We start from the raw sequence: 22,502 nt of genomic DNA on the forward strand, positions 1-22,502 counted from the left end.
GAAAATATTTTCATGAGTAGGCCATGAACAGTCGACCTTTAAAAGATTTTTTTTCACTTGAGCTTGTTTTGCAGAAGCGAAAGAAAAATAGACTACTTATGATTTTGTCATGTCTTTTTATTATGGCAATTGCTACGAGTTTTATATTGTATACAATTCGTAATACAGTGAATTTTTTTCGTACGCCATCTGATATTACAAGAGAAGATATTTTAACGGGGCGTTCCTTACGTTTAGGTGGTTTTGTTGAAAAAGGAACTGTTGAATACAGTGGAAATATGCAGGTTACCTTTTTTGTAACTGATAGTCTAAAACGTGAAAAGGTTGTTTTTACTGGCATATTACCGGATCTTTTTCGTGAAGGACAAGGAGTTATTGTAGAAGGATATTTCAATAAACAAAGACTTTTTATAGGTACGCGTATTTTGGCAAAACATGATGAGACTTATATGTCTAGAGAAATGGCTGATCGCGTAAATAAGTGTCAGAATATGAAGAGGCAATTCGATTGTGCTCGTTGAATTGGGTCATCTTTTTTTAGCTGCAGCATTGGCAGTTAGTTTGTTGCAGGCATTTTTACCAACTTTTGGTGCTTTACAAAAAAAGCCTTTATTGATGCAATTAGCAGTGCCGTTAACGTATATCATTTTTATATTATTGCTCTTATCTTTTTTGATCATTGTTTACGCTTATATTGTATCTGATTTTTCTGTTCTTAATGTTGTTGAGAATTCTCATTCAGAAAAGCCAATTCTTTATAAAATCGTTGGTGTGTGGGGTAACCATGAAGGATCAATGTTATTATGGGTTTTGCTTTTAGCTTTTTTTAGTACATTGATTGCATTATTTTCTCGACAATTACCAGAACAGTTTAAAGCATTAGTTTTAAGTTGCCAAAGTTGGATCATAAGTGCTTTCCTTTTGTTTATTCTCTTTATATCTAATCCATTTATACGTGTTCATCCACCGGTGTTGCAGGGAAATGATCTTAATCCTGTATTACAGGATATTTCTTTAGCAATCCATCCTCCACTTCTTTATTTGGGCTATGTTGGTTTTTCGGTTTGTTTTTCTTTTTCAATAGCTGCATTGATTACAGGATATCTTAACAAGATTTGGGCCTATTGGATACGACCATGGGTTTTGCTTGCGTGGATTTTTTTGACAGTTGGCATTACGGTCGGGTCTTATTGGGCTTATTATGAATTAGGCTGGGGTGGTTATTGGTTTTGGGATCCAGTTGAAAATGTTTCATTGATGCCTTGGCTTTCGGGAACTGCTCTTTTACATTCGGTGATTGTTTTTGAAAAAAGAAACTTATTGAGAAGCTGGACCTTATTTTTAGCTATTCTTACGTTTTCTCTTTCTCTTATGGGAACTTTTCTTGTTCGTTCGGGTATTTTAATGTCTATACATAGTTTTGCTGTTGATCCAACACGTGGGAAAGCAATTCTTGCTATTTTGTTTTTTTTCACGGGAGGTGCTCTTCTTCTTTTTGCTATACGGATGCCTATTTTGAAAACAGGGGGATTTTTTTATCCAGTTTCGCGTGAAGGTTTTATTATTTTAAATAATTTGCTTCTTATAACAGCAACATCAACAGTTTTAATTGGTACACTCTACCCTTATTTTTTTGAGGCATTAACGGGGCAAAAAATTTCTGTAGGTGCTCTTTTTTTTAATTTTACATTTGGACCTTTAATGATGGTACTCTTGTTGTTTGTTCCATTTGGGCCGATGATAGCTTGGAAACATGGCGATTTTTTTGCAGTTTTCGAACGATTATGGTTTGTATTTGCATTGGCTTGTGTAGCGTGTTTTATAACATTTTATGTAAATTCTTTACGTGATATTTTTGCCGCTTTAGGCGTTGGACTTGCAGTTTTTGTTTTTTGGGGTGGTTTAGCTGATCTTTGGAGCAAGAGTGGCTATTATAAGGTACCTTTTTTAGTGCGAGTTAAGAGATTTTTGGGATTACCATTGTCTGTTTTTGGTGCTGCGTTGGCACATATGGGATTAGGAGTTACATTATTTGGCATTATCTGTGTTGCAACTTTTGGGCAAGAACGTATTTTAATTATGCAAATAGGAGAAACAGTTACGATAGCTGATAAGACTATTCGTTTTGATGAAGTTCATAATATTGCAGGTTCAAATTATTCAGCAATACAATTTGATTTTAAAATATATGATAACAAAAATGTGATTAGTGATGTGGTAGCCTCGAAACGTTTTTATTTAAGCCACAATAGATCAACAACGGAAGTTGGTATTAAAAGTCATGGCTTTTCTCAATTTTATATTGCTCCTGGTCGTATAAATGATCAAGGGCTTGTTGTGCATATATGGTGGAAACCTTATGTGATATGTATTTGGTTTGGTGCATTTATGATGGCAGTAGGAGGAGGATTGTCTCTTTTAAATCATTGGATACGTGTAGGTCGGTTGCAATCGATTATAAAGGGATCAAGATGAGGAAGCTTTTTTGGGGGACTTTTACATTCTTTGTGCTCATTTTTTCTATGCAATTAGTGAGAGCGGTAGAGCCAGATGAGATTTTAATGGATCCAGTACTCGAAGCGCGCGCTCGTGATATTTCATCATATTTGCGTTGTCCAATTTGTCAAAATCAAACAATTGATGATTCAAATACTTCATTAGCACGTGACTTACGTTTTTTAGTTCGTGAACGCTTGAAAGCAGGCGATAATAATCAGCAGGTTATTAATTTTCTTGTGGAGCGATATGGTGAATTTATTTTATTAACACCACCATTTAATAAAACGACGTGGTTTTTATGGTTATCACCTTTGATCATAATTATTATTGGTATAAGTTTCATTTTATTTCGAATAAAATGGACAAGCAGAAAGGCATTCATTTCTTTGGATGTTAATTAATGGAAGCATTTTATAATATTGTTGCAATTTAATATGAGTAAAAGAAAAGCAAGGAATTTAAACGGATCTTTTAGATTTATTATCATCTGAATTTATTTATCATCGACTTTACAAAACTTTAATAATTTAGACAGAAAACGGTAATATTTACTGTTTTATTGTTAATGATAATATGATTAAAATATTACTGAGTAGGAGCATAAAAAATGGTCAAATCAAATTTTCGTATGATGTTAACAGCAGTAAGTTGCTCTGTGTTTTTAGCAAGTACGATGTTTTTTAATGGATCAAACTTTTGGGTGACAACTACCCATGCAAATCCTGTATTTGTTCCTTCAGTACAACAACAAGGGTTTGCAGATGTTGTATCTAAAGTAAAGGCAGCTGTTGTTTCTGTGCAAGTGAAGAGTAATGCCAAAAAAGAAGAACGGTTCTTTAGTAATTTTTTTAGTAATCCAGGGATTGATCAGTTGCCAGATCAACATCCTTTGAAAAGATTTTTTAAAGATTTTTATAATCATGCTCTTCCTAATGATAAGCCTTTGAATCGTTCGCGTAAATTTCGTCCTGTAGCCTTTGGATCTGGTTTTTTTATCTCCCCTGATGGTTATATTGTTACTAACAACCATGTAATTGTAGATGGAACAAGCTATTCTGTCATTCTTGATGACGGTACAGAATTTGAGGCAAAACTTATTGGAGCAGATCCCCGAACTGATCTTGCCGTATTAAAAGTAAATGATAAACGGAAGTTTCCATATGTTGGTTTTGCAGATGACTCGACAATTCATGTGGGGGATTGGGTTGTTGCTGTCGGAAATCCATTTGGCCTTGGTGGAACTGTAACAGCAGGTATTGTTTCTGCACGTGGACGTGATATTGGTGCTGGTGTTTATGACGATTTTATTCAGATTGATGCTGCTGTTAATCGTGGTAATTCTGGTGGTCCAACTTTTAATCTTAATGGACAAGTTGTTGGAATTAATACAGCAATTTTTTCTCCTTCTGGCGGGAATGTTGGGATTGCTTTTGCTATTCCTTCAGCAACAGCGAAACAGGTTGTAAAACAACTTATGGAAAAAGGTTCCGTTCAGCGAGGTTGGATTGGTGTTCAAATTCAACCTGTCACAAAAGAAATTTCTGATTCGATTGGTCTAAAAGAAGCTAAAGGTGCTTTAATTACTGATCCGCTCAAAGGGCCAGCAGCAAAAGCTGGTGTTAAAGCAGGTGATGTAATTATTGCGGTTAATGGCGAAAAAATTAATGATGCACGTGATCTAGCAAAGCGTATTGCAAACACTACACCCGGAGAAACTGTTACTTTAGGAATTTGGAGATCGGGTAAAGAGGAAAGTGTCAAGGTTAAGCTTGATACGATGCCAGTGGATGAGGGACAGCGAGAAAGAGCAAAATATTCAAGCGAGCACGGTAATTCAGATGAAACATTAGAAGATTATGGTTTGATTGTAGCTCCTTCTGATGATGGTATGGGGTTGGTTGTAACTGATGTGGATTCAGATACAGATGCAGCTGATAGGGGTGTACGTCCTGGTGATGTTATCGTAACGGTTAATAATAGACCTGTCAAAAAAGCATCTGATATTACTGATGCAATCAAAGATGCAAAAAAATTAGGGCGAAATGCGATATTATTGCAAGTGCGAACAAATGATCAGAATCGTTTTATTGCTCTTCCAATTTTAAAAAAATAATATTTATGAGAAGTGAAACAGAAATTTACTGAGATTTCTGTTTCATTAATCATTTAATAAAATAATGGAGATGCGTTTTATGAAGATACTCATTATCGAAGATGATCGTGAGACAGGGCGTTATCTCGAAAAAGCATTTTTGGAAGCAGGACATGCAGCTGACATTGCTTATGATGGAGATACTGGTTATACTTTGGCAGAGACGGTAAATTATGATGTGATGGTTATTGATCGCATGCTTCCGTATCGTGACGGTCTTTCTATTGTTACTGAGTTGCGTGCAAAAGGCAACGAAACACCAGTTCTTATTCTTTCTGCTTTAGGTCAGGTTGACGATCGTGTAACCGGTTTGCGTGCAGGTGGAGATGATTATCTAACAAAACCTTATGCTTTTTCTGAACTTCTTGCGCGTGTTGAAGTTTTACAACGGAGAAAAAATCCGAAAGAAGCAGAAACTGTTTATTGTGTTGGCGATCTCGAACTTGATCGGTTAGCACATATAGTGAAACGTCGTGACAAGAATATTATGTTGCAACCGCGTGAATTTCGTTTACTGGAATATTTAATGCGATACTCTGGACAGGTTGTCACTCGTACTATGCTTTTGGAAAATGTTTGGGATTATCATTTTGATCCGCAAACAAATGTTATTGATGTTCATATATCTCGTTTAAGAGCAAAAATTGAAAAAGATTTTGATGTTCCACTTTTGCATACAGTTCGTGGGGCAGGATATATGCTAAAGGCACCAGAAAAAAAAATATGAACCGTTTAATCAACATGATGCGCACGACAGCGTTGAGGCTTTCTGCGCTCTATATTTTGCTTTTTGGATTAGTTGCAGCGGGACTTTCTCTTTATATGACGGCATTCGCTATTTCATTACTGATAGATCAAACAGAGCAAGCTTTACGTGAAGAATTAAGGAATATCGAGAATACTTATAATTATGGTGGACTTCCTTTATTAATGCGTACTATTAATTATCGTTCACGACAACCAGGGGCTTTTCTTTATCTTGTCACCGATCCAATGGGCCGTGTTTTGGCAGGGAATGTTGCCCATATCGAACCTGGGCTTCTTCAGTCTAAGGGCTCTCTTTCTCATTCTTTTTTGTATTCACGCTTTGGAGAAAATGACCAAATAAATGAATCCAATAAACATCGTGCTTTAGCGGTCATTATTGATTTACCCAATGCTATGAAGCTGCTTGTTGGGCGAGATTTGGATGAGCCGGAACGTTTTGTGACAGTTATTCGTAAAGCCGTTATGATTGCTCTTGCAGCAATGGTTGGAGGCGCTTTGTTAATATGGTTTTTTATTGGTAGGCGGGCCTTACAAAGGATTGATCGTGTAACAGATGCATCACAGCGTTTAATGAATGGTGATTTTAGTGGACGCTTACCTGTTTCTGGGGCGGGTGATGAGTTTGATCGACTGTCAGTTAATCTTAATGTTATGTTAGATCGCATTGAAGAATTAAACACCGGTTTGCGTCAGGTATCAGATAATATTGCACATGACCTTAAGACACCACTAACTCGTCTCCGAAATCGTGCTGAAGAAGCTCTTTTAGGAAAAAAAACAGAGCTTGAATATCGTCAGGTTCTGGATGAAGTTATTGCTGAATCGGATTATCTTATTCGTACTTTTAATGCTATTTTAATGATTTCGCGTATTGAAGCAGGTAGTTCAATTGAGAATCTTGAAATAATGAATATAAAATTGATTCTTGAAGATGCAGTTGAATTTTATGAACCTTTTGCCGAAGAGGCTGGTGTTTTACTTCGATTGGGACATACTTTTGATAAAGAACTCAAGCTGAATCGTGAGCTTATTACACAATCAATTTTTAATCTTATTGATAATGCAATCAAATATGCATCTATAGGTGAAAAGAAGGCAGAGGTTTCTTTATCAATGGAGTATGATGGTAGACGTTTGCTCGTTGTAGTTAGTGATAATGGTCCAGGAATTGCAGAAGATAAACGTGAAAAAGTGATAGAACGGTTTGTTCGTCTTGAAGAAAGTCGCACACAACCTGGTTTTGGTATTGGTTTAAGTATAGCAAAAGCCGTTATGAAACTTCATGGAGGCGAATTGTTGCTTGAAAATGCAAATCCAGGATTGAGAGCTGTTTTGTTGTTTTCTTAATATTATTATTGCTTGGTTATTTTATAGGTATTGCCTTGTTCTAATTTTGTAATCCAATAAAATAGAATGAAAATTAAAATGCTTTCTTGATGGAATGCAAATGAAAACAGCTTTTTTAAAAACGCGTCTTTTTCCTTTACGCCCTCTTGATGAGAGTGGTTCACAATGGTTAAAAGATATTGAAGAACAAGCAAGGAAAGAGAATTTAGAATCATTGGTTTCCTATATTGTAGGTGGAGGAGAGCAAGTTGATTTCATCTGTGCGGTCATGACCTTATCTCCTTTTTTGCGTGGAGTTTTGATAGCAAATCCCTCTTATCTTAGTCCTTTATTGACTGTAGATATAGAAACAAGGCTAAGTCAAATTATAGCAGATATTGCTGCTGCTGATAGAGCTGAAATGATTCATGAAACTTCATTAATGGCGGCTTTAAGGTGCAAAAAAAGAGAAGCACATACTCTTATTGCTTTAGCTGATTTAGCTCGTGTTTTTACTTATAAGGTTTCTTGTGCATGGCTAACACGTCTTGGTGAAGCAGCATTAGGTGCGGCTTTACGTTTTCTTTTGAGAGAAGCACATGATTGCGGAAAAATAAGTTTAGCTAACCGTGATACACCAGAGAAAGATTGTGGTTTAATTGTTTTAGGTATGGGAAAATTTGGTGCTGAAGAGCTTAATTATTCTTCTGATATTGATCTGATTATTTTAATTGATGAAATGTCTCCTCACGTGGGAGATCTCTATGAAAGTATTGATATATTTTCAAAAATGGTGCGTCGATTAATCCGTATCATTCAAGAACGCACTGCTGAAGGGTATGTTTTTCGGCTCGATTTGCGACTCCGACCGGATCCGGGTTCAACACCTTTAGCATTACCTATTAGGACTGCTCTGCGTTATTATGAAGGACGTGGTCAAAATTGGGAACGTGCAGCTATGATTAAAGCTCGTCCAGTAGCAGGTGATATTGATGCAGGTTTTAATTTTCTTAAAGAACTTTCTCCTTATGTATGGCGAAAATATCTAGACTATGCAGCTATTGCTGATATTCATTCTATTAAACGCCAAATCCATACCTATAAAAATTATGGGCAAATTGCTGCTTATGGTCATAATATTAAGTTGGGACGAGGGGGCATTCGTGAGATTGAGTTTTTTGTGCAAACACAACAGTTAATTGCTGGAGGACGCTTACCTCAATTACGTGGACGTGAAACAGTTGAGATGTTAGCAGAGCTTTGCAAGCTTGGTTGGATCGGAGAGGAAATTAAAGATAGTCTTATAAAAAGCTATGCCTTTTTACGTAATGTTGAACACCGTATTCAAATGCTTGCAGATGAACAAACGCATATTTTGCCAGAAGAAGTTGCTCGATTTACGAGTGTTGCATATTTGATGGGATATCAAGAGAGTCGCTGTTTTATTCGTGATTTGTTAGAAACACTTTTGATAGTTGAAAAGCATTATGCTGCACTGTTTGAGCATGAGCAAGAACTTGGCTTGGAAATTGGTAACTTGGTTTTTACAGGTGAGGAAGATGATCCTGAAACACTTGTTACATTAAGTCGTTTAGGCTTTGAAAGAGCAAGTGATATTTGTCGTATTATGCGGACATTGCATTGTGGGCGTTATAAGGCGACTCAATCTGCTGAAGCGCGTGAAAGATTAACAGAGCTTACACCAGCACTTTTAAAGGCTTTTGGTGCTACCAAAAGAGCAGATGAGGCAATGTTGTGTTTTGATAGTTTTTTGCAAGGTTTGCCTTCAGGAATACAGCTTTTTAGTTTATTGCAGTCGAATCCACCCCTTTTAGATATGTTGGTTTGTATTATGGGCGCTGCACCGCGTCTTGCGGAGATTATTACACGTACACCACATGTTTTTGATGGGATGCTGGATCCAGCAATTTTTTCAGAATTACCGACAAAAAATTATTTAGAAAATCGTTTAAAATATTTTCTTGAAGGTGTCACTGCTTATGAAGAAATTCTTGATCATCTAAGGATTTTTGCTGGTGAACAGCGTTTTTTGATTGGTATTCGGCTTTTGAATGGTACAATTAAGGGAGATAAAGCAGGCCTTGCTTTTACTGCGCTTGCTGATCTCATGATTGAAAAAACACTTATTGCTGTTCAGGAAGAATTTTTTCATCACCATGGCCATATTAAAGGGGGACGTATTGGTATATTGGGTATGGGTAAGCTAGGAAGCTGTGAATTAACTGCAGGATCGGATGTTGATCTTATTTTATTGTATGAACATGATGAAGATATAGAAATGTCTGATGGAGAAAAGCCACTCTATGTCTCTCAATATTATACGCGTTTAACACAACGTTTTGTTTCTGCTTTATCTACTTCTACAAATCAAGGAGTTCTTTATACTGTTGATTTAAGATTACGGCCATTGGGTAATAAAGGGCCCATTGCTGTTCCCTTTCAGGTTTTTAGAAAATATCAGCGCCAGGAAGCGTGGATATGGGAACATCTTGCTTTAACCCGTGCGAGAGGCATAGCCGGAGATGCCGATTTTTTGCGAAAATTAGAAGATGAAGTAGGCGCAATTATTGCACTTCCTTGTGATAAAAAGAGGGTTGCAAAAGAAGTGAGTGAAATGCGCGCTTTAATTGAAATAGAAAAACCACCAGCGAATCGATGGGATTTAAAAACTATACCTGGTGGTATTATGGATCTTGAATTTATTGCTCAATTTGCTCTTATAACTCATGTTATTGATTTTCAAATTGGAGCAACTACAGCTGATATTCTTTCTCGTTTACCACCGGATTTTCTAAGTCAATCATTGATTTCTGATTTACATTACGCTTATTGTCTTTATACAAATTTGAGTCAAATTATACGTCTTTGTTTAAATGTTTCTCTTAATCCTGATGATATGCCACCTGGATTGAGTGATCTTTTGTTGCGTAGTATAGGTGAGCCTGATTTGCCACGTGTTGAAAAATTAATTGAAGAAATAGGACGATCAGTACGTACAATTTTTACCCAAGTCATGGGAGGTTAGATATAATGCTCTTATGTAACCATACATTAACTTTTTAGTATAAAAAAATTAATGTATGTTAAAATAAGCCATGAATATTATAATATTCCCTATTTTTTTCTGCTTAATAAATAAAATTTTTTTATTTTCAATTAGTAAGGCAGGTGAGTTTATTACACAAATAAGCTTCCTTTTAAGCAGCTATTCTTTTCTTTACTAACTAAAAGCGGTCGTTAATAATATTTCTTATAATTTATTTTTATGTTCAATTTAATATATGCATTTTATATGTAAAATTGTAGCTAAAAGGGTAACAGTATTTCACATTTGGAATAAGGTTATTTGTTTATGGGTAGAAGTTTAATTTTTAGAGGATTTTTGTGAATTTAACGATATCACAAGATATAATAAAGAGGAGAAAAAACAAGAGCAAGCAGGCTGCAGTTATTGTGATGGCTAGGGAAACATCAATAGGGAATCTTATGGTGGTGAAGTCTCATAAGGGTCTTTGTTATATTGCTTTAGGAGATTTGACTGCACAGTTGTTTCAAGAATTAGAAGTGCGTTTTACCAATATAAAGCACAATGTGGATGATTTTGCATTGCATCAAGATATAGAGTGTATTGTAGAAATGATTGAAACTCCTAAATTGGTGAAGCATCACAATTTTCGATTAGATATAGATGGCACGGTTTTTCAGAAGAAAGTTTGGGCTGCGTTATGTGAAGTACAATGTGGAGAAACAATTTCTTATGAAGAGTTAGCACAAAATGTTGGTATGCCAAAAGCATACCGTGCCGTTGCTAATGCATGTGCATGTAATGAATTAGCATTAGTGATCCCTTGCCACCGTGTAGTTCGTAAGAATGGTGCTCTTTCTGGTTATCGTTGGGGTATTCAACGCAAACAAATTTTGCTACAACGTGAGCGATATTAAAAATTTAATTTTGTTGAATTGGCATTATAATCGTTACAATTGTGCCTTTTCCTTCTTTAGACGTGATTTCCAGTTTCCCTTTATGTAATTCTAATAAAGAACGGGATATAGCTAATCCAAGGCCTGATCCGGGATGGGTTTTGGTAAATTGATTTTCAACTTGTTCAAAGGGTTGTCCAAGTTTTTTGATTGCTTCTTGGGGAATACCAACACCTGTATCTTTAATACTAAAGATAAGGTTATTATTTTTCTGGAAAGCACGGATATCAATACTGCCGCCAGAAGGTGTGAATTTAACAGCATTGGAGATAAGATTCAGAAAAATTTGTTTCATAGCGCGGCAATCAACATCAGCGTGAAGTTTTTGTTCAATATTTGTTGTAAGAGAAATCTTTTTCGCTTGTGCTTGTGGTGTTAGTGTACGAATTGTTTCACTGATAATTGGTTCAAGGTTGATATTTTTACGGTTAAGGGTGAATCTTCCAGCTTCGATTTTTGACATATCAAGAATATCATTGATAAGAGTTAGAAGATGGGTTCCTGAATTATGAATATCATGCATATATTCTTTATAGCGTTGTGAACCGAGGGGGCCAAAGGTAGATTGCAACATGATTTCTGAAAAACCAAGAATAGCATTAAGAGGAGTACGCAATTCATGGGAGATATTGGCTAAAAATTCTGATTTAGCTTTGTTAGCACTTTCGGCTCGCTCTTTTTCTTCCTGTAGGCTTTTATTAAGCTTTTCAACTTCTGTAGCACGTTGTTGAGCATTTCCTCGAGCACGTTTTAGTTCTTGAATAAATGAAAAAAGCCGCCTTTCACTATCTTCAAATTTTTCTTGTTGTTGTTTAAGTTCAGATATATCAGTACCAACACAAACAAGTCCTCCATCTTGTGTGCGTCTCTCGTTAATTTTTAGCCAGTAGCCATCTGCAGTTTGGCGAATACTCGTTAAGTTACCAGATTCATCTATTTTGAGGGGATATTCATTGATAGCAGGACGTGACATGGCTTCAACAGTTGCACGTTCGATTCCTGATTGTAGCATTTGTTTAGGGATAGCAGCATATTCACAAAATTTGCTGTTAGACATAACTAGACGCCCTTCTGAATCCCACAAGACAAAGGATTCAGAAATATTTTCAATCGCATCACGGATACGAAGATCAGCTTGTGCAGTTTGTTCAACAAATTGATGTTGTTCACTAATATCAAAGGAAATGCCAACCAAGTGAGGTTCTTCTTCATCGGTTACTTCGGCGCGAATGCGCATCCATACATAGTAGCCTTCAGCGTGACGCATAGGTACATTAATGTCGATATGTTTTTTTTTATTGTCCATTAATTCTTGAGCGAGTTCAAAAAAATTGGCATCTTTTGGGTCAATGATAGCAGTAATTTGAGAAATTGATAGCAGTGCATTTTGAGGTTCATAGCCAAGCATTTCATACATTGCTCGTGACCAATAAACGCGCCCACTTGCCATATTCCAATCCCATAATCCACAACGTCCGCGCATCATAGCCATATCAATGCGATTTTGAATTTTTTCTGAAATCAGATCTGTATTACGCGCTCGTATGATTTGATTATAATAAGCATAGAGAAGAACTAAAATAGTACTCACTGTTCCTATAAATAAAGTTATATTTAATGAGAATTTTTTTTGCCATTCCGTATAGATATGTTTTTTTGTTGCACTAATGAATACCCCATATTGGCCATTGTCTGTTTGGTTGAATGAAGCGAGAGCAAGTTCTTGTCCTATTGTAATTTGTATGATTCCAGTATTTTTTTTGAGAGGCAATGAATCGATATTTTCAGAAATAAAATCTTGTAAAGATTTTTCTGAAATTATTTCTGAATTAAATAAGGCTAAGATATTCCCATTGCGATCAAGGATAGCTATCATAGGATTGATATTAGTAAAGCTTTGATGATGAAAGTTTATCAGAATATTTTGTAAATGATTATGAGAAAGACTAGCTACTTTTTTTTGCTGAGTAAAAGCCAGTAAATCATAGTTGATTTTATTTACGATAGAGGAGGATAAAAGAGAAAGTGTAGAGTGCGCATTATTGTCAATTGTATGGCGCCAATCATAAAGTGACGCAAAGCGTATTATTGCTAACACAATCAAAGATATAATAATGGCGAACGGAATAGAACGTCGTAACCAAGGTTCGATAAAGAGGAGTTTCTGGTAAGTTGAACTAGAAATACGTGCTACTCCTACCTTGCAGTTTGAAGTGCTTGGTTTTGAATCAGAACGCATTCTTGTGGCCGCGTTATACGCGTCCAATTTAGCCATTTCTGGGGTCCTTTAATCATGAATAATGTAACTAGAAAACTGTTTGATACTTATAACAGTTCAACAAGCCTAATGAATCAAAACAAGAGTCTTCTGTCTAGTCTTTTTTTTAAAAAAAGAATAATTTTACTCTTATGAGTATAAATTGTGAAAATTAAAAGAACTTTAATATTACTTATAAATAGGTTAGAATAGCTTATTTATAGGCTTATTGTTATGAAAGCCTTAAAAGAATCAAATTCGATTCATTAATAGAGCAATATTACAACGATTTAATTGTCAATATTTTTATTTTAAGCAAGGATACGATTGATAATATCTGTCACATCGCTTGATAATTTTGCTGCTGTTGCAATTGTTTTTAATGCAGATTCGAGTTTTTTCTGTCGAATAGGTTCCAATTGTCTCCAAGAGCGCATAATTGTTAATAACCGTGAAGCAAGTTGTGAATTTTTAGGGTCAATTTCTAAAATAGTTTGGCATAGGAAATGATAAGATGCACCATCAATCCTGTTAAAACCCGTTTGGTTACCAGAAGCAAAAGCGCCGATCAAAGCACGTACTCTATTGGGATTATCTTGTGAAAAAAGCGGATGTTTTGTGAGTTTTTGAACACAATCAAGTGTTGATGCTCCTGCAACCGTTGCTTGAATTGAAAACCATTTATCCATGACCAAAGGATCATGATAATATCGATTTTCAAAATCATTTAAAGCATTTTGCGTTTGTTCGCTTTTGTTAAAGCGTTGTACTAAAATTGTTATGCTGGCAATACGATCGGTCATATTATCAGACACTGCATATTGTGTGGCAGCACGTTTTGGATTAGCTTCGGCAATAGAGAGATAGTCTAATATAATATTGCGTAATGCTCTTTTTCCAGTTTGCTCAGCATTTGGCGAATAAGATTCTTTTACCTGCATTTGTACATAGAATTTTGTGAAAAGTTCTTGATGGGTGTGTGCAATAGAAGCTAAAAATTGATTACGTACATCATAGATTCGGTCTGGATCGATATTTTTACCAATTGCATGTGCAAGTTCACTTTCGCTTGGTAAATTTAAACAAAATGCCCGAAATTCTGGCTCTAGGGTTTCATCTTTGATGATGGTTTTAATCAGCTTTAATAGGTTAAAGGGCATGGTTGCTTTTTCGAGTGTTTTATCTTGAATGGCTCGAACAAGGGCTTGTGTTATTAGAGTATTCAGTGACTGCCAACGATTGATTTGATTGCTATCATTTTGAGCAAGAAAAATCAGTTCGTTTTCATTAAATGGAGTTTGTAAAATAATAGGAGCAGAAAAATCTCGCAGGAGTGATAAGATAGGTTTATTACGCAGTCCTTTTAATTGGAAAGTTTGAGCTTCCTTAGAAAGTAATATAACATCTGATTGAATAGTTGTGTCCCCTTCATAGGGGAGTGATTGTCCCTCAGGTCCTAATAGACCAAAGGCAATAGGGATAAGCATGGGTTTCTTATTATTTTGCTGTGGTGTTGGTGGAATATGTTGCTTTGCATGAATTGTTAAAATACCATCATTATAATGGCTATCAATTTCCACATGAGGAGTACCTGCTTGTTCGTACCATAGCATAAATTGTGAGAAATCTTGATTCGATACTTCAGCAAAACAAGCAATAAAATCTTCAATAGTACAAGCTTGTCCATCATGGCGTTGAAAATAGAGGTCCATACCTTTACGAAAGAGTACAGCGCCTAAAATAGTACGTACCATACGCACTATTTCTGCTCCTTTTTCATAGATAGTTGTAGTATAAAAATTATTGATTTGACTATATTGATGGGGGCGTACAGGATGAGAAAGAGGACCAGAGTCTTCAGGAAATTGCGTAGCTTTCAACATTTTTATGTTTTCAATCCTTTGCAGACTACGTATATTTTGATCTGCAGAAAATTCCTGATCACGGTAGACAGTTAATCCCTCTTTTAAACAAAGTTGAAACCAGTCACGACAGGTAATACGATTACCAGTCCAATTGTGGAAATATTCATGTGCAATGATGCGTTCAATATTTCTATAATCTTTGTCTGTTGCTGTTTCAGGATCTGCAAGAACATATTTATCATTGAAGATATTAAGACCTTTGTTTTCCATTGCGCCCATATTAAAGTCAGAGACAGCGACAATATTGAAAACATCTAAATCATATTCACGCCCGAAACATTGTTCATCCCAACGCATGGAACGTTTGAGGGCATCCATAGCATAAATTGCTTGTTTAGTTTTACCTTTTTCCACATAGATACCAAGTTTGACACATCGTCCGGAAGCTGTGATAAAATGATCTTCAAGTTTGTCAAGATTTCCAGCAACTAAAGCAAAAAGATAAGATGGTTTTGGATGAGGATCTTCCCAAAGAGCAAAATGCCGGTTATTCTCAAGGATTCCTGTTTCAATGAGATTACCATTAGAAAGTAAGATTGGAATCGTTTGAGAATCTGCTTCAATTTTTACTGAATAGGTAGAAAGAATATCGGGACGGTCATAAAAATAAGTAATGCGACGAAAGCCTTCTGCTTCGCATTGTGTGCAATAGACACCATTTGAAAGATAAAGCCCCATAAGTTGACGGTTACTTTCAGGATTCAATTCTGTCACTATTTGTAATGTGAAAGAAGTCGTGGAAGGAGCAATGATTTCTAAGTTTGAAGGAGTACTTTTATAAGCATTTTCGGCTAATTTTTCTCCATTGATAGTAACAGAAACTAATGTCAGTTCGTCACCGGAAAGTACAAGAGGTGTTAATTCTTTTGTATGTTTACGAGGTTCAATAGACAATGTTGCCTTAACGACAGTTTTTGTTGGTTCCAGACAGAAATTAAGTTGTGTTTTAGGTATGGCATAGGGTGTTTGTTGGTAATCTTCTAAATGATAAACAGGGATTGTTTCTTGTTTCATAATTGTTTTCCTTGCTATATTGGGGGAGGTTAATTTGTTGAAAGGCCGCTTATTTCTTAAGAAAAAGCAGAATTTAAAAATGATTAAAGATTATTTAAACGGTTTTTTACTTCTAAAAAGTCTATCCATGTGAGCTTTTTTTGACTAGGCGTTCGTAAAAGGTAAGCAGGATGAAAAGTTGGCATAACAGGTATTTTAAGATCTTCGTTTTCGTAGGTAAGCCATTTTCCTCTTATTCGAATAATGCCACTCTGCATTCCCGTAAAAAATTGCACGGCAGTGCTTCCCAGCGCTATAAGAATACGAGGCTTGGCTAATAAAATTTGACGTTCAATAAAAGGGCGACATAATGCAATTTCGCGTGGTGTTGGTGTGCGGTTTCCTGGTGGACGCCAGGGAATAGTATTTGCTATATAAACATTTTGTCTTGTGAGACCAATTGATGCGAGTATTTTGTTGAGTAGTATGCCTGCTTTTCCTACAAATGGAATTCCTTGTATATCTTCTTCTCGTCCTGGAGCTTCACCTAGGAGCATAAGAGGACTTCCTGCTGTTCCATCAGAAAAACAGGTATTTTTGGCTGTTAGTTTTAATGAGCAGCCGTTAAAAGAAAGAAGAGCAGATTTCAGCTCATCAAGTGTTTGAGCTTTTTTTGCTATCTCTACGACCGAGAGTACGGGGTGCGTTTTATCCGGATTATCAAGTAAAGTAGTATGCGATTTTATGGTTGGTGGTATTTGTTGATGATAGGGGATATCGCATGCTTGGTTTAATTGCGGTTCTACAGGGATAGCTTGATTAAAACGATCAATAGGAATATCAGTAAGCGCAGTGTCAACACCACTTTCTTTATAGAAACTGAGTAGATCTTCATTTAAGATTACGTCTTTATTTTTTTTTGACATTTTTCTTTTTGCTTTGTACTGATCTATAAATCAATAGACTAAGAAGAATTATTCTTCAAGATTTATAATATGTTTATTGCGAATAGAAATTCAGTATATTCTCAGAAAATGGAGTGGTATTAGATTTTAATGATCCTTTTGACAATGCTTCAGAAGTAATGTGTAAGTGTATGCTTTCGCATTTTTTATGGCTTCAATCATCGATTGTTTTAACGCTAGATGTGCAGCAATAGCACTTGAAAGGATACAACCTGTTCCACGCATTGTTCCTTTTAAACGCGGAGAGGAAATATTTATAACTTCAGTTTTGTTAACTAAGCTGTCTGTTGCGAAATTATCTTCGGTATGTCCACCTTTTATTAATATATGGCGTGGGCCAAATGAGAGAAGTTTTTGTGCTTGGTGGATTGCTTCTTCATGATTAGAAGTCAAAGAGCTTTTACTGAGAAGAGCGAGCTCTGCCATATTGGGTGTTAAAAGATCAATATGAGGAAGCAGTTTATTGAGCATAATATCTGTGATTTTTTCTGTGGTAAGTTGCCCTCCTGATGAGGCAATAAGCACAGGGTCAAGAATGGTAGGAATATGATGATAATCTTTTAAGATATCACAGATCCCTTCTATAATTGCTTGGGTTCCTGTCATACCGATTTTAATTGCATGTATTGAATTGTTTTTGAGGGCAATATGCATTTGTGCAGCAACAGTTTCTTTACTCATGGGTACAATTTCAGCAACATGGTTGTTATCTTGTACGTTGACAGCTGTGATGGCTAAACTTGCTTTTGTTTGAAAATGTGTTGCTGTTTCTATATCACGAACAATACCGGCTCCTCCTGTTGGATCGGTACCTGCAACAATAAGTATAGAAGGCATTAGCGCCATGCTTGGGTCACCTTTATCCACTGTTGGACACGTTCTTCGGGCTTTTTGTTTAAAATAATATCAGTGACAACAGCAGCGCTATTTGCTCCAACTGTTAAAATATTGATTGCGCGTTCTGGTGTTAAACCACCAATACCTACTAAAGGCAAAGAACCAATTTTCTTTCTCCATTGCTTGATTTTTTCTAATCCTTGTGGAGCCCATTTCATCTTTTTTAAAATTGTTGGATAAATGGGACCAAGTGCAATATATTCAGGAGAGATAGATAAACTTATATCTAATTCGTGTTCATCATGAGTACTAAGACCAAATTTTATATCACTTTTACGGATTGCCAAAATATCAGCATTTTTTAAATCGTCTTGTCCAAGGTGAATAAAATCACATTTTTCGTCAATGGCTATTTTCCAATAGTCATTAATGACTAATTGGACTTTAAATTTATTACATATATTCTTTGCTCGTTTTATATGTTGAATAATCGTTTCTGTATCCTTATCTTTTATGCGTAATTGTATCAGCTTAATCCCAAAGGGAACTAAACGTTCAACCCAATCTGCACTATCAACAATGAGATAAAATGGGTCAAGTTTCATGAAAATATTGCTTTGCCAATAACTGGTGTTGAAGGAACTGCTACGTTGCGTGCTTCAAGTAATCCTGCTTTGTAACCCATACGTCCTGCTGTAATAGCTTTAGAAAATGCTTCAGCCATTAATACAGGATCACCGGCTTTAGCAACAGCTGTGTTGAGTAGTACTGCATCATAGCCAAGCTCCATAGCAATGGTAGCATGTGATGGACGTCCAATACCAGCATCGATAACAAGAGTAAGATCAGGAAGATATGCACGGATAGAACGTAATCCATCAGTATCACGGGGACCTTTAGCAGATCCAATAGGCGCACACCAAGGCATAATGACACGGCAGCCAACTTCAAAGAGTTTTTCAGCAACAATAAGATCGTCCGTTGTATAGGCAAAAATTTGAAATCCTTCATTATTTAAAATTTGCGCTGTTTCGACTAAAGAAAAAACATTTGGCTGTAATGTATCTGGATTACCAATAACTTCTAGTTTAATCCAAGGCGTTTTGAAGAGATCTCGTGCTAATTGGGCTGTTGTTACTGCTTCCTTAACAGTATAACAGCCAGCAGTATTCGGAAGTACAGTTATGTCAAGCTCTTTAAGAAATTGCCAAAATTGTCCGCTCTGTTTTCCTCCTGCAGTTTCTCGACGTAATGAAATTGTTATAATTTCTGTACCAGATTTATGAATAGCTTTACGAAGAATTTCTGGTGAGGGATATTGAGCCGTACCTAATAAAAGGCGGGAAGAGAATTTGCGTCCATAAAAATTCAACATCGTTTTAGCCTCCTTGCATTGGACTTAGAATTTCAATTCTATCTCCTTCATGCAAGACAAATTGACTTCGTTCATCAAGAGAAACAACTTCAGCATTAACAGCTGTTGCTAGCCAATTACCTTCATAACCTAATTCATCAAGAAGCAAATTGAGGGAGGTTACTTTTGTTTCAATTATTTCACCGTTAACAGATATTTTCATGTTTTATTCCAACGCTAATTTTACTGCTTGTTTTGCCATTTCTGGAGATAAAAGAAAACCATGTCTATAAAATCCGTTAATAGAAATATGATTATCATGTTTATGAACATAAGGTAAATTATTAGGATAGCACGGACGAATACCAACACCGGATTCAATAATTTCTGCTTCAGCAAAGGCAGGGTGAAGAGTATAAGCTGCGTTAAGAAATTCCATCATTGATCTTGCTGAGATAGCACCACTAAAATCACTTTCAATCATTGTTGCTCCAATCATAAAGATATTATTTTGTCTGGGGACTACATAGAGTGGAATACGTGGGTGGAGAAGACGAATTGGACGAGAAATTTTAATATCTGTGCTGCGCACTAGAAGCATTTCACCGCGAACTCCTCGTATATTTTTGTCTTTGCCTAAACGTGCTATTCCTGTTGCATCAATGACAGTATTAAAATTCTCTTCGCATATTCCTATATCAACAAAACAGGCTCCATTTTTTATAAGAATCTCTTTTAAAGTGATCAGTGCTTTGCGTGGATCAATGTGCGCTTCAGTTTCGTAAAAAAGTGCACGGTTAAAACGTTCAGCAAGATCGGGTTCAAGATGTGCTATTTCTGTATTGTCTATGATTTTGTGATTATTTGTACGCATTGAAAATCGTTCGAGCTCTGCTATATCTCGCGTAGGAGCAACAACCAAAGTACCTTTTTGTGCTACAATATCAGGAAGTATTTCTCTCCACCATTGCATAGCTTGTATACCAAGATCTTCGATGATTTGTTCAGAACTTTCTTTTTCACAGTAAGGTGCTAACATACCTCCTGCATACCAGCTTGCAGTCCCTATAGGAGAATGGAGAGGGGCAGATACAGTGATAGGGATACCTTTTTGTTGTAGCATAAAAGCAGCTGTTAAACCGCCTACACCTGCACCTTTAATAAGAATATTTTTCAATTGTTTGCTCTCTCTTTTCTAGAGGGAGCATTTTCTACGTAGAGATCACCATTTTTTTGATATTTTTCAGCCATAGCAATCATACCTTCTTTTTTTCTTTTTGTTGCTGCATCACGGATATCATGGGAAATACGCATTGAGCAGAATTTAGGCCCACACATAGAGCAAAAATGCACCAATTTATGTGCATCTTTAGGCATTGTTTCATCATGAAAAGAGCATGCTGTATCTGGATCAAGAGAAAGATTAAATTGATCATGCCATCGAAAGTCAAATCGTGCACGTGAGAGGGCGTTATCGCGCAATTGCACTCCAGGCAAGCCTTTAGCAAGATCAGCAGCATGAGCTGCAATTTTATAAGTGATCACTCCAGTTTTTACATCATTTTTATCTGGTAGCCCTAGATGTTCTTTAGGCGTTACATAGCAAAGCATGGCAGTGCCAAACCAACCAATCATAGCAGCACCAATAGCTGATGTGATATGATCATATCCAGGAGCAATATCAGTTGTAAGAGGGCCTAAAGTATAAAAGGGTGCTTCATGGCAGAGGGTTAATTGTTTTTCCATATTTTCTTTAATTTTATGCATTGGTACATGACCAGGCCCTTCAATCATAACCTGTACATCTTTTTCCCATGCAATTTTTGTTAGTTCTCCCAAAGTTTCAAGTTCGGCAAATTGAGCTTCATCGTTTGCATCCGCAAGAGAGCCTGGACGCAATCCATCTCCTAATGAAAGAGAGACATCATACATGCGTGCAATATCACAAATTTCATCGAAATGTTCATATAAAAAATTTTCTTTATGATGATGAAGACACCACTTAGCCATAATAGAACCACCTCGTGAAACAATACCTGTTATGCGGCTAATAGTTAAGGGGATGAAGGGTAATCTTAATCCTGCATGAATAGTAAAATAATCAACACCTTGTTCTGCTTGTTCAATTAAGGTATCGCGAAAAATATCCCATGTTAAATTTTCGGCAATACCATGTACTTTTTCGAGCGCTTGATAAATTGGGACAGTTCCAATGGGAACAGGAGAGTTGCGAATAATCCATTCACGAATATTATGAATATTACGACCTGTTGAAAGATCCATAACTGTATCCGCACCCCAACGAATGGCCCAAACCATCTTTTCAACTTCTTCTGCCATGGATGAAGTAACTGCTGAATTGCCAATATTAGCATTAATTTTAACACGAAAATTACGACCAATAATCATTGGTTCGCATTCTGGGTGATTGATATTTTGAGGAATAATAGCGCGTCCGCAAGCAATTTCATTACGAACAAATTCTGCAGTATAGGTTTCTGGTATTGATGCTCCGAATGTTTCACCCGATGTTTTTTTTTGATCTTTTGCTACCAAACCTTCATTTTCACGTATAGCAACATATTCCATTTCTGCGGTAATAATACCTGCACGTGCATAAGCCATTTGTGTAACTGCTTTATCGTTTTTTGCGCGAAAAACGGGACGAATTTGTTCAAAAGTTGGTGCAAGATTTTTATCATGAGTAAAACCATTATCTGCAGGTTGAATTAATCGAGCCGGATAGGATTCGATATCAGAACGTTCAGATAGCCAAGGTGTGCTAATGTCAGGTAATCCTTTTGTAATATCAATAGTTGCATTTTCATCGGTATAAGGACCTGAAGTATCATAAACCTTCAAAGTTTTTTCATGACTATTATCTACCAGAGAAATTTCACGGAATGGTACGTGCACGTTGGGAAAGAGAAGACTCTTTTGATAAATTTTGCGTGAAGCAGGGAAAGGAGAAAAACTAATTAATGGAGTGTTTTTTTGCACAAACTTTTTCCTTATAGATTCGTAGTGAAAAAACGCTTTGCAAGGTTATCAAGGATGCGTTCAACTCAATAAATCAAGGATTACGCACAATATCATTTTTTGTATCAATACACATTTGACAAAGTTCAGAAAATTTATTTTGAAAAAATCAATAAAAATATTTTTTGTAATGTCTACATATGTAATCCACTCCCAGTCAGAGCATTTATTTATATAATTATGATCAGCTGAAACACTCATATTGTCAATTGCAAAGATGTATTTTGAATAATTTGGGAATGTTTTTTGAATGGGATCGAGAAAAATTGTAAGTAATCAACCTATAATATTAGAGAAATAGCATATAAAAAATATATGCTTATGATTTATTTCATAGGTGATCTATTGATATAAAAGGTATAGCTCTATTATTAGTAGAACACTT

Annotated in this window: 17 protein-coding genes; 8 read left to right on the top strand and 9 right to left on the bottom strand. The window is 36.1% G+C overall.

Features of this window, described 5'->3' with window-relative positions; translation table 11 throughout:
* Positions 1 to 23 precede the first annotated feature (23 nt).
* From ccmE to M4Z11_RS01995, 8 genes are all read left to right on the top strand, one after another.
* Complete coding sequence (gene ccmE / locus M4Z11_RS01960; RefSeq protein ID WP_249675476.1) at positions 24 to 521, top strand: cytochrome c maturation protein CcmE; 498 nt, start codon at positions 24 to 26, stop codon at positions 519 to 521.
* Positions 511 to 2,475 (top strand): heme lyase CcmF/NrfE family subunit, encoded by a 1,965-nt coding sequence (locus M4Z11_RS01965; protein ID WP_249675479.1) that lies wholly within the window; start codon positions 511 to 513, stop codon positions 2,473 to 2,475. Before ccmE ends, M4Z11_RS01965 begins: the two co-directional genes overlap by 11 nt.
* The gene (locus tag M4Z11_RS01970; RefSeq protein ID WP_249675482.1) at positions 2,472 to 2,900 is read left to right on the top strand and encodes a cytochrome c-type biogenesis protein; all 429 of its coding nucleotides are present in this window, start codon (positions 2,472 to 2,474) and stop codon (positions 2,898 to 2,900) included. Before M4Z11_RS01965 ends, M4Z11_RS01970 begins: the two co-directional genes overlap by 4 nt.
* Positions 2,901 to 3,106: 206 nt before the next feature.
* Complete coding sequence (locus tag M4Z11_RS01975) at positions 3,107 to 4,612, top strand: Do family serine endopeptidase (RefSeq protein ID WP_249675484.1); 1,506 nt, start codon at positions 3,107 to 3,109, stop codon at positions 4,610 to 4,612.
* Positions 4,613 to 4,691: 79 nt separating this feature from the next.
* Positions 4,692 to 5,378 (top strand): response regulator transcription factor, encoded by a 687-nt coding sequence (locus tag M4Z11_RS01980; RefSeq protein ID WP_249675488.1) that lies wholly within the window; start codon positions 4,692 to 4,694, stop codon positions 5,376 to 5,378.
* Entirely contained in the window at positions 5,375 to 6,766 is a 1,392-nt protein-coding gene (locus M4Z11_RS01985; protein ID WP_249675491.1) for a sensor histidine kinase, read from the top strand. Before M4Z11_RS01980 ends, M4Z11_RS01985 begins: the two co-directional genes overlap by 4 nt.
* Before the next feature lie 100 nt (positions 6,767 to 6,866).
* Positions 6,867 to 9,791, top strand: a complete 2,925-nt coding sequence (locus M4Z11_RS01990; RefSeq protein ID WP_249675494.1) for a bifunctional [glutamine synthetase] adenylyltransferase/[glutamine synthetase]-adenylyl-L-tyrosine phosphorylase — start codon at positions 6,867 to 6,869, stop codon at positions 9,789 to 9,791.
* 461 nt (positions 9,792 to 10,252) lie between these two features.
* Entirely contained in the window at positions 10,253 to 10,708 is a 456-nt protein-coding gene (locus tag M4Z11_RS01995) for a methylated-DNA--[protein]-cysteine S-methyltransferase (protein WP_249675497.1), read from the top strand.
* Between the two features lie 4 nt (positions 10,709 to 10,712).
* Here M4Z11_RS01995 and M4Z11_RS02000 read toward each other — a convergent pair whose 3' ends face one another.
* The 9 genes from M4Z11_RS02000 to thiC form a co-directional block, all read right to left on the bottom strand.
* Entirely contained in the window at positions 10,713 to 13,022 is a 2,310-nt protein-coding gene (locus M4Z11_RS02000) for a sensor histidine kinase (protein WP_249675499.1), read from the bottom strand.
* A 293-nt stretch (positions 13,023 to 13,315) separates the two neighbouring features.
* Positions 13,316 to 15,943, bottom strand: coding sequence for an aminopeptidase N (pepN, locus tag M4Z11_RS02005; protein ID WP_249675501.1), 2,628 nt, complete (start codon positions 15,941 to 15,943; stop codon positions 13,316 to 13,318).
* An 83-nt stretch (positions 15,944 to 16,026) separates the two neighbouring features.
* Positions 16,027 to 16,848 (bottom strand): uracil-DNA glycosylase, encoded by an 822-nt coding sequence (locus M4Z11_RS02010; RefSeq protein WP_249675503.1) that lies wholly within the window; start codon positions 16,846 to 16,848, stop codon positions 16,027 to 16,029.
* A 126-nt stretch (positions 16,849 to 16,974) separates the two neighbouring features.
* Positions 16,975 to 17,733, bottom strand: a complete 759-nt coding sequence (locus tag M4Z11_RS02015) for a hydroxymethylpyrimidine/phosphomethylpyrimidine kinase (RefSeq protein WP_249675504.1) — start codon at positions 17,731 to 17,733, stop codon at positions 16,975 to 16,977.
* Positions 17,724 to 18,329, bottom strand: coding sequence for a thiamine phosphate synthase (locus M4Z11_RS02020; protein WP_249675506.1), 606 nt, complete (start codon positions 18,327 to 18,329; stop codon positions 17,724 to 17,726). The genes M4Z11_RS02015 and M4Z11_RS02020 overlap by 10 nt, the downstream gene beginning before the upstream one ends.
* Entirely contained in the window at positions 18,326 to 19,099 is a 774-nt protein-coding gene (locus tag M4Z11_RS02025; RefSeq protein ID WP_249675508.1) for a thiazole synthase, read from the bottom strand. Before M4Z11_RS02025 ends, M4Z11_RS02020 begins: the two co-directional genes overlap by 4 nt.
* 4 nt (positions 19,100 to 19,103) lie before the next feature.
* Positions 19,104 to 19,301 carry a sulfur carrier protein ThiS gene (thiS, locus tag M4Z11_RS02030; protein WP_249675511.1) on the bottom strand — a complete coding sequence of 66 codons (198 nt, stop codon included), beginning with the start codon at positions 19,299 to 19,301 and terminating at the stop codon, positions 19,104 to 19,106.
* 3 nt (positions 19,302 to 19,304) lie between these two features.
* Positions 19,305 to 20,255: an FAD-dependent oxidoreductase gene (locus M4Z11_RS02035; protein ID WP_249675513.1), complete on the bottom strand. Its 951-nt coding sequence runs from the start codon at positions 20,253 to 20,255 to the stop codon at positions 19,305 to 19,307.
* Positions 20,252 to 22,078 carry a phosphomethylpyrimidine synthase ThiC gene (gene thiC / locus M4Z11_RS02040; protein WP_249675515.1) on the bottom strand — a complete coding sequence of 609 codons (1,827 nt, stop codon included), beginning with the start codon at positions 22,076 to 22,078 and terminating at the stop codon, positions 20,252 to 20,254. The genes M4Z11_RS02035 and thiC overlap by 4 nt, the downstream gene beginning before the upstream one ends.
* Between the last annotated feature and the right edge of the window lie 424 nt (positions 22,079 to 22,502).

The sequence above is a fragment of the Bartonella bilalgolemi genome, assembly GCF_023500045.1.
Taxonomy (GTDB): Bacteria; Pseudomonadota; Alphaproteobacteria; order Rhizobiales; family Rhizobiaceae; genus Bartonella; species Bartonella bilalgolemii.

Coding starts and splice junctions, on each gene's coding strand:
- M4Z11_RS01975 (WP_249675484.1), top strand. CDS start 3,107: ATGGTCAAATCAAATTTTCGTATGATGTTAACAGCAGTAAGTTGCTCT.
- pepN (WP_249675501.1), bottom strand. CDS start 15,943: ATGAAACAAGAAACAATCCCTGTTTATCATTTAGAAGATTACCAACAA.
- M4Z11_RS02010 (WP_249675503.1), bottom strand. CDS start 16,848: ATGTCAAAAAAAAATAAAGACGTAATCTTAAATGAAGATCTACTCAGT.
- M4Z11_RS01990 (WP_249675494.1), top strand. CDS start 6,867: ATGAAAACAGCTTTTTTAAAAACGCGTCTTTTTCCTTTACGCCCTCTT.
- M4Z11_RS01980 (WP_249675488.1), top strand. CDS start 4,692: ATGAAGATACTCATTATCGAAGATGATCGTGAGACAGGGCGTTATCTC.
- M4Z11_RS02020 (WP_249675506.1), bottom strand. CDS start 18,329: ATGAAACTTGACCCATTTTATCTCATTGTTGATAGTGCAGATTGGGTT.
- M4Z11_RS02015 (WP_249675504.1), bottom strand. CDS start 17,733: ATGGCGCTAATGCCTTCTATACTTATTGTTGCAGGTACCGATCCAACA.
- M4Z11_RS01995 (WP_249675497.1), top strand. CDS start 10,253: ATGGTGGTGAAGTCTCATAAGGGTCTTTGTTATATTGCTTTAGGAGAT.
- M4Z11_RS01970 (WP_249675482.1), top strand. CDS start 2,472: ATGAGGAAGCTTTTTTGGGGGACTTTTACATTCTTTGTGCTCATTTTT.
- ccmE (WP_249675476.1), top strand. CDS start 24: ATGAACAGTCGACCTTTAAAAGATTTTTTTTCACTTGAGCTTGTTTTG.
- thiS (WP_249675511.1), bottom strand. CDS start 19,301: ATGAAAATATCTGTTAACGGTGAAATAATTGAAACAAAAGTAACCTCC.
- M4Z11_RS02025 (WP_249675508.1), bottom strand. CDS start 19,099: ATGTTGAATTTTTATGGACGCAAATTCTCTTCCCGCCTTTTATTAGGT.
- M4Z11_RS01985 (WP_249675491.1), top strand. CDS start 5,375: ATGAACCGTTTAATCAACATGATGCGCACGACAGCGTTGAGGCTTTCT.
- M4Z11_RS02000 (WP_249675499.1), bottom strand. CDS start 13,022: ATGGCTAAATTGGACGCGTATAACGCGGCCACAAGAATGCGTTCTGAT.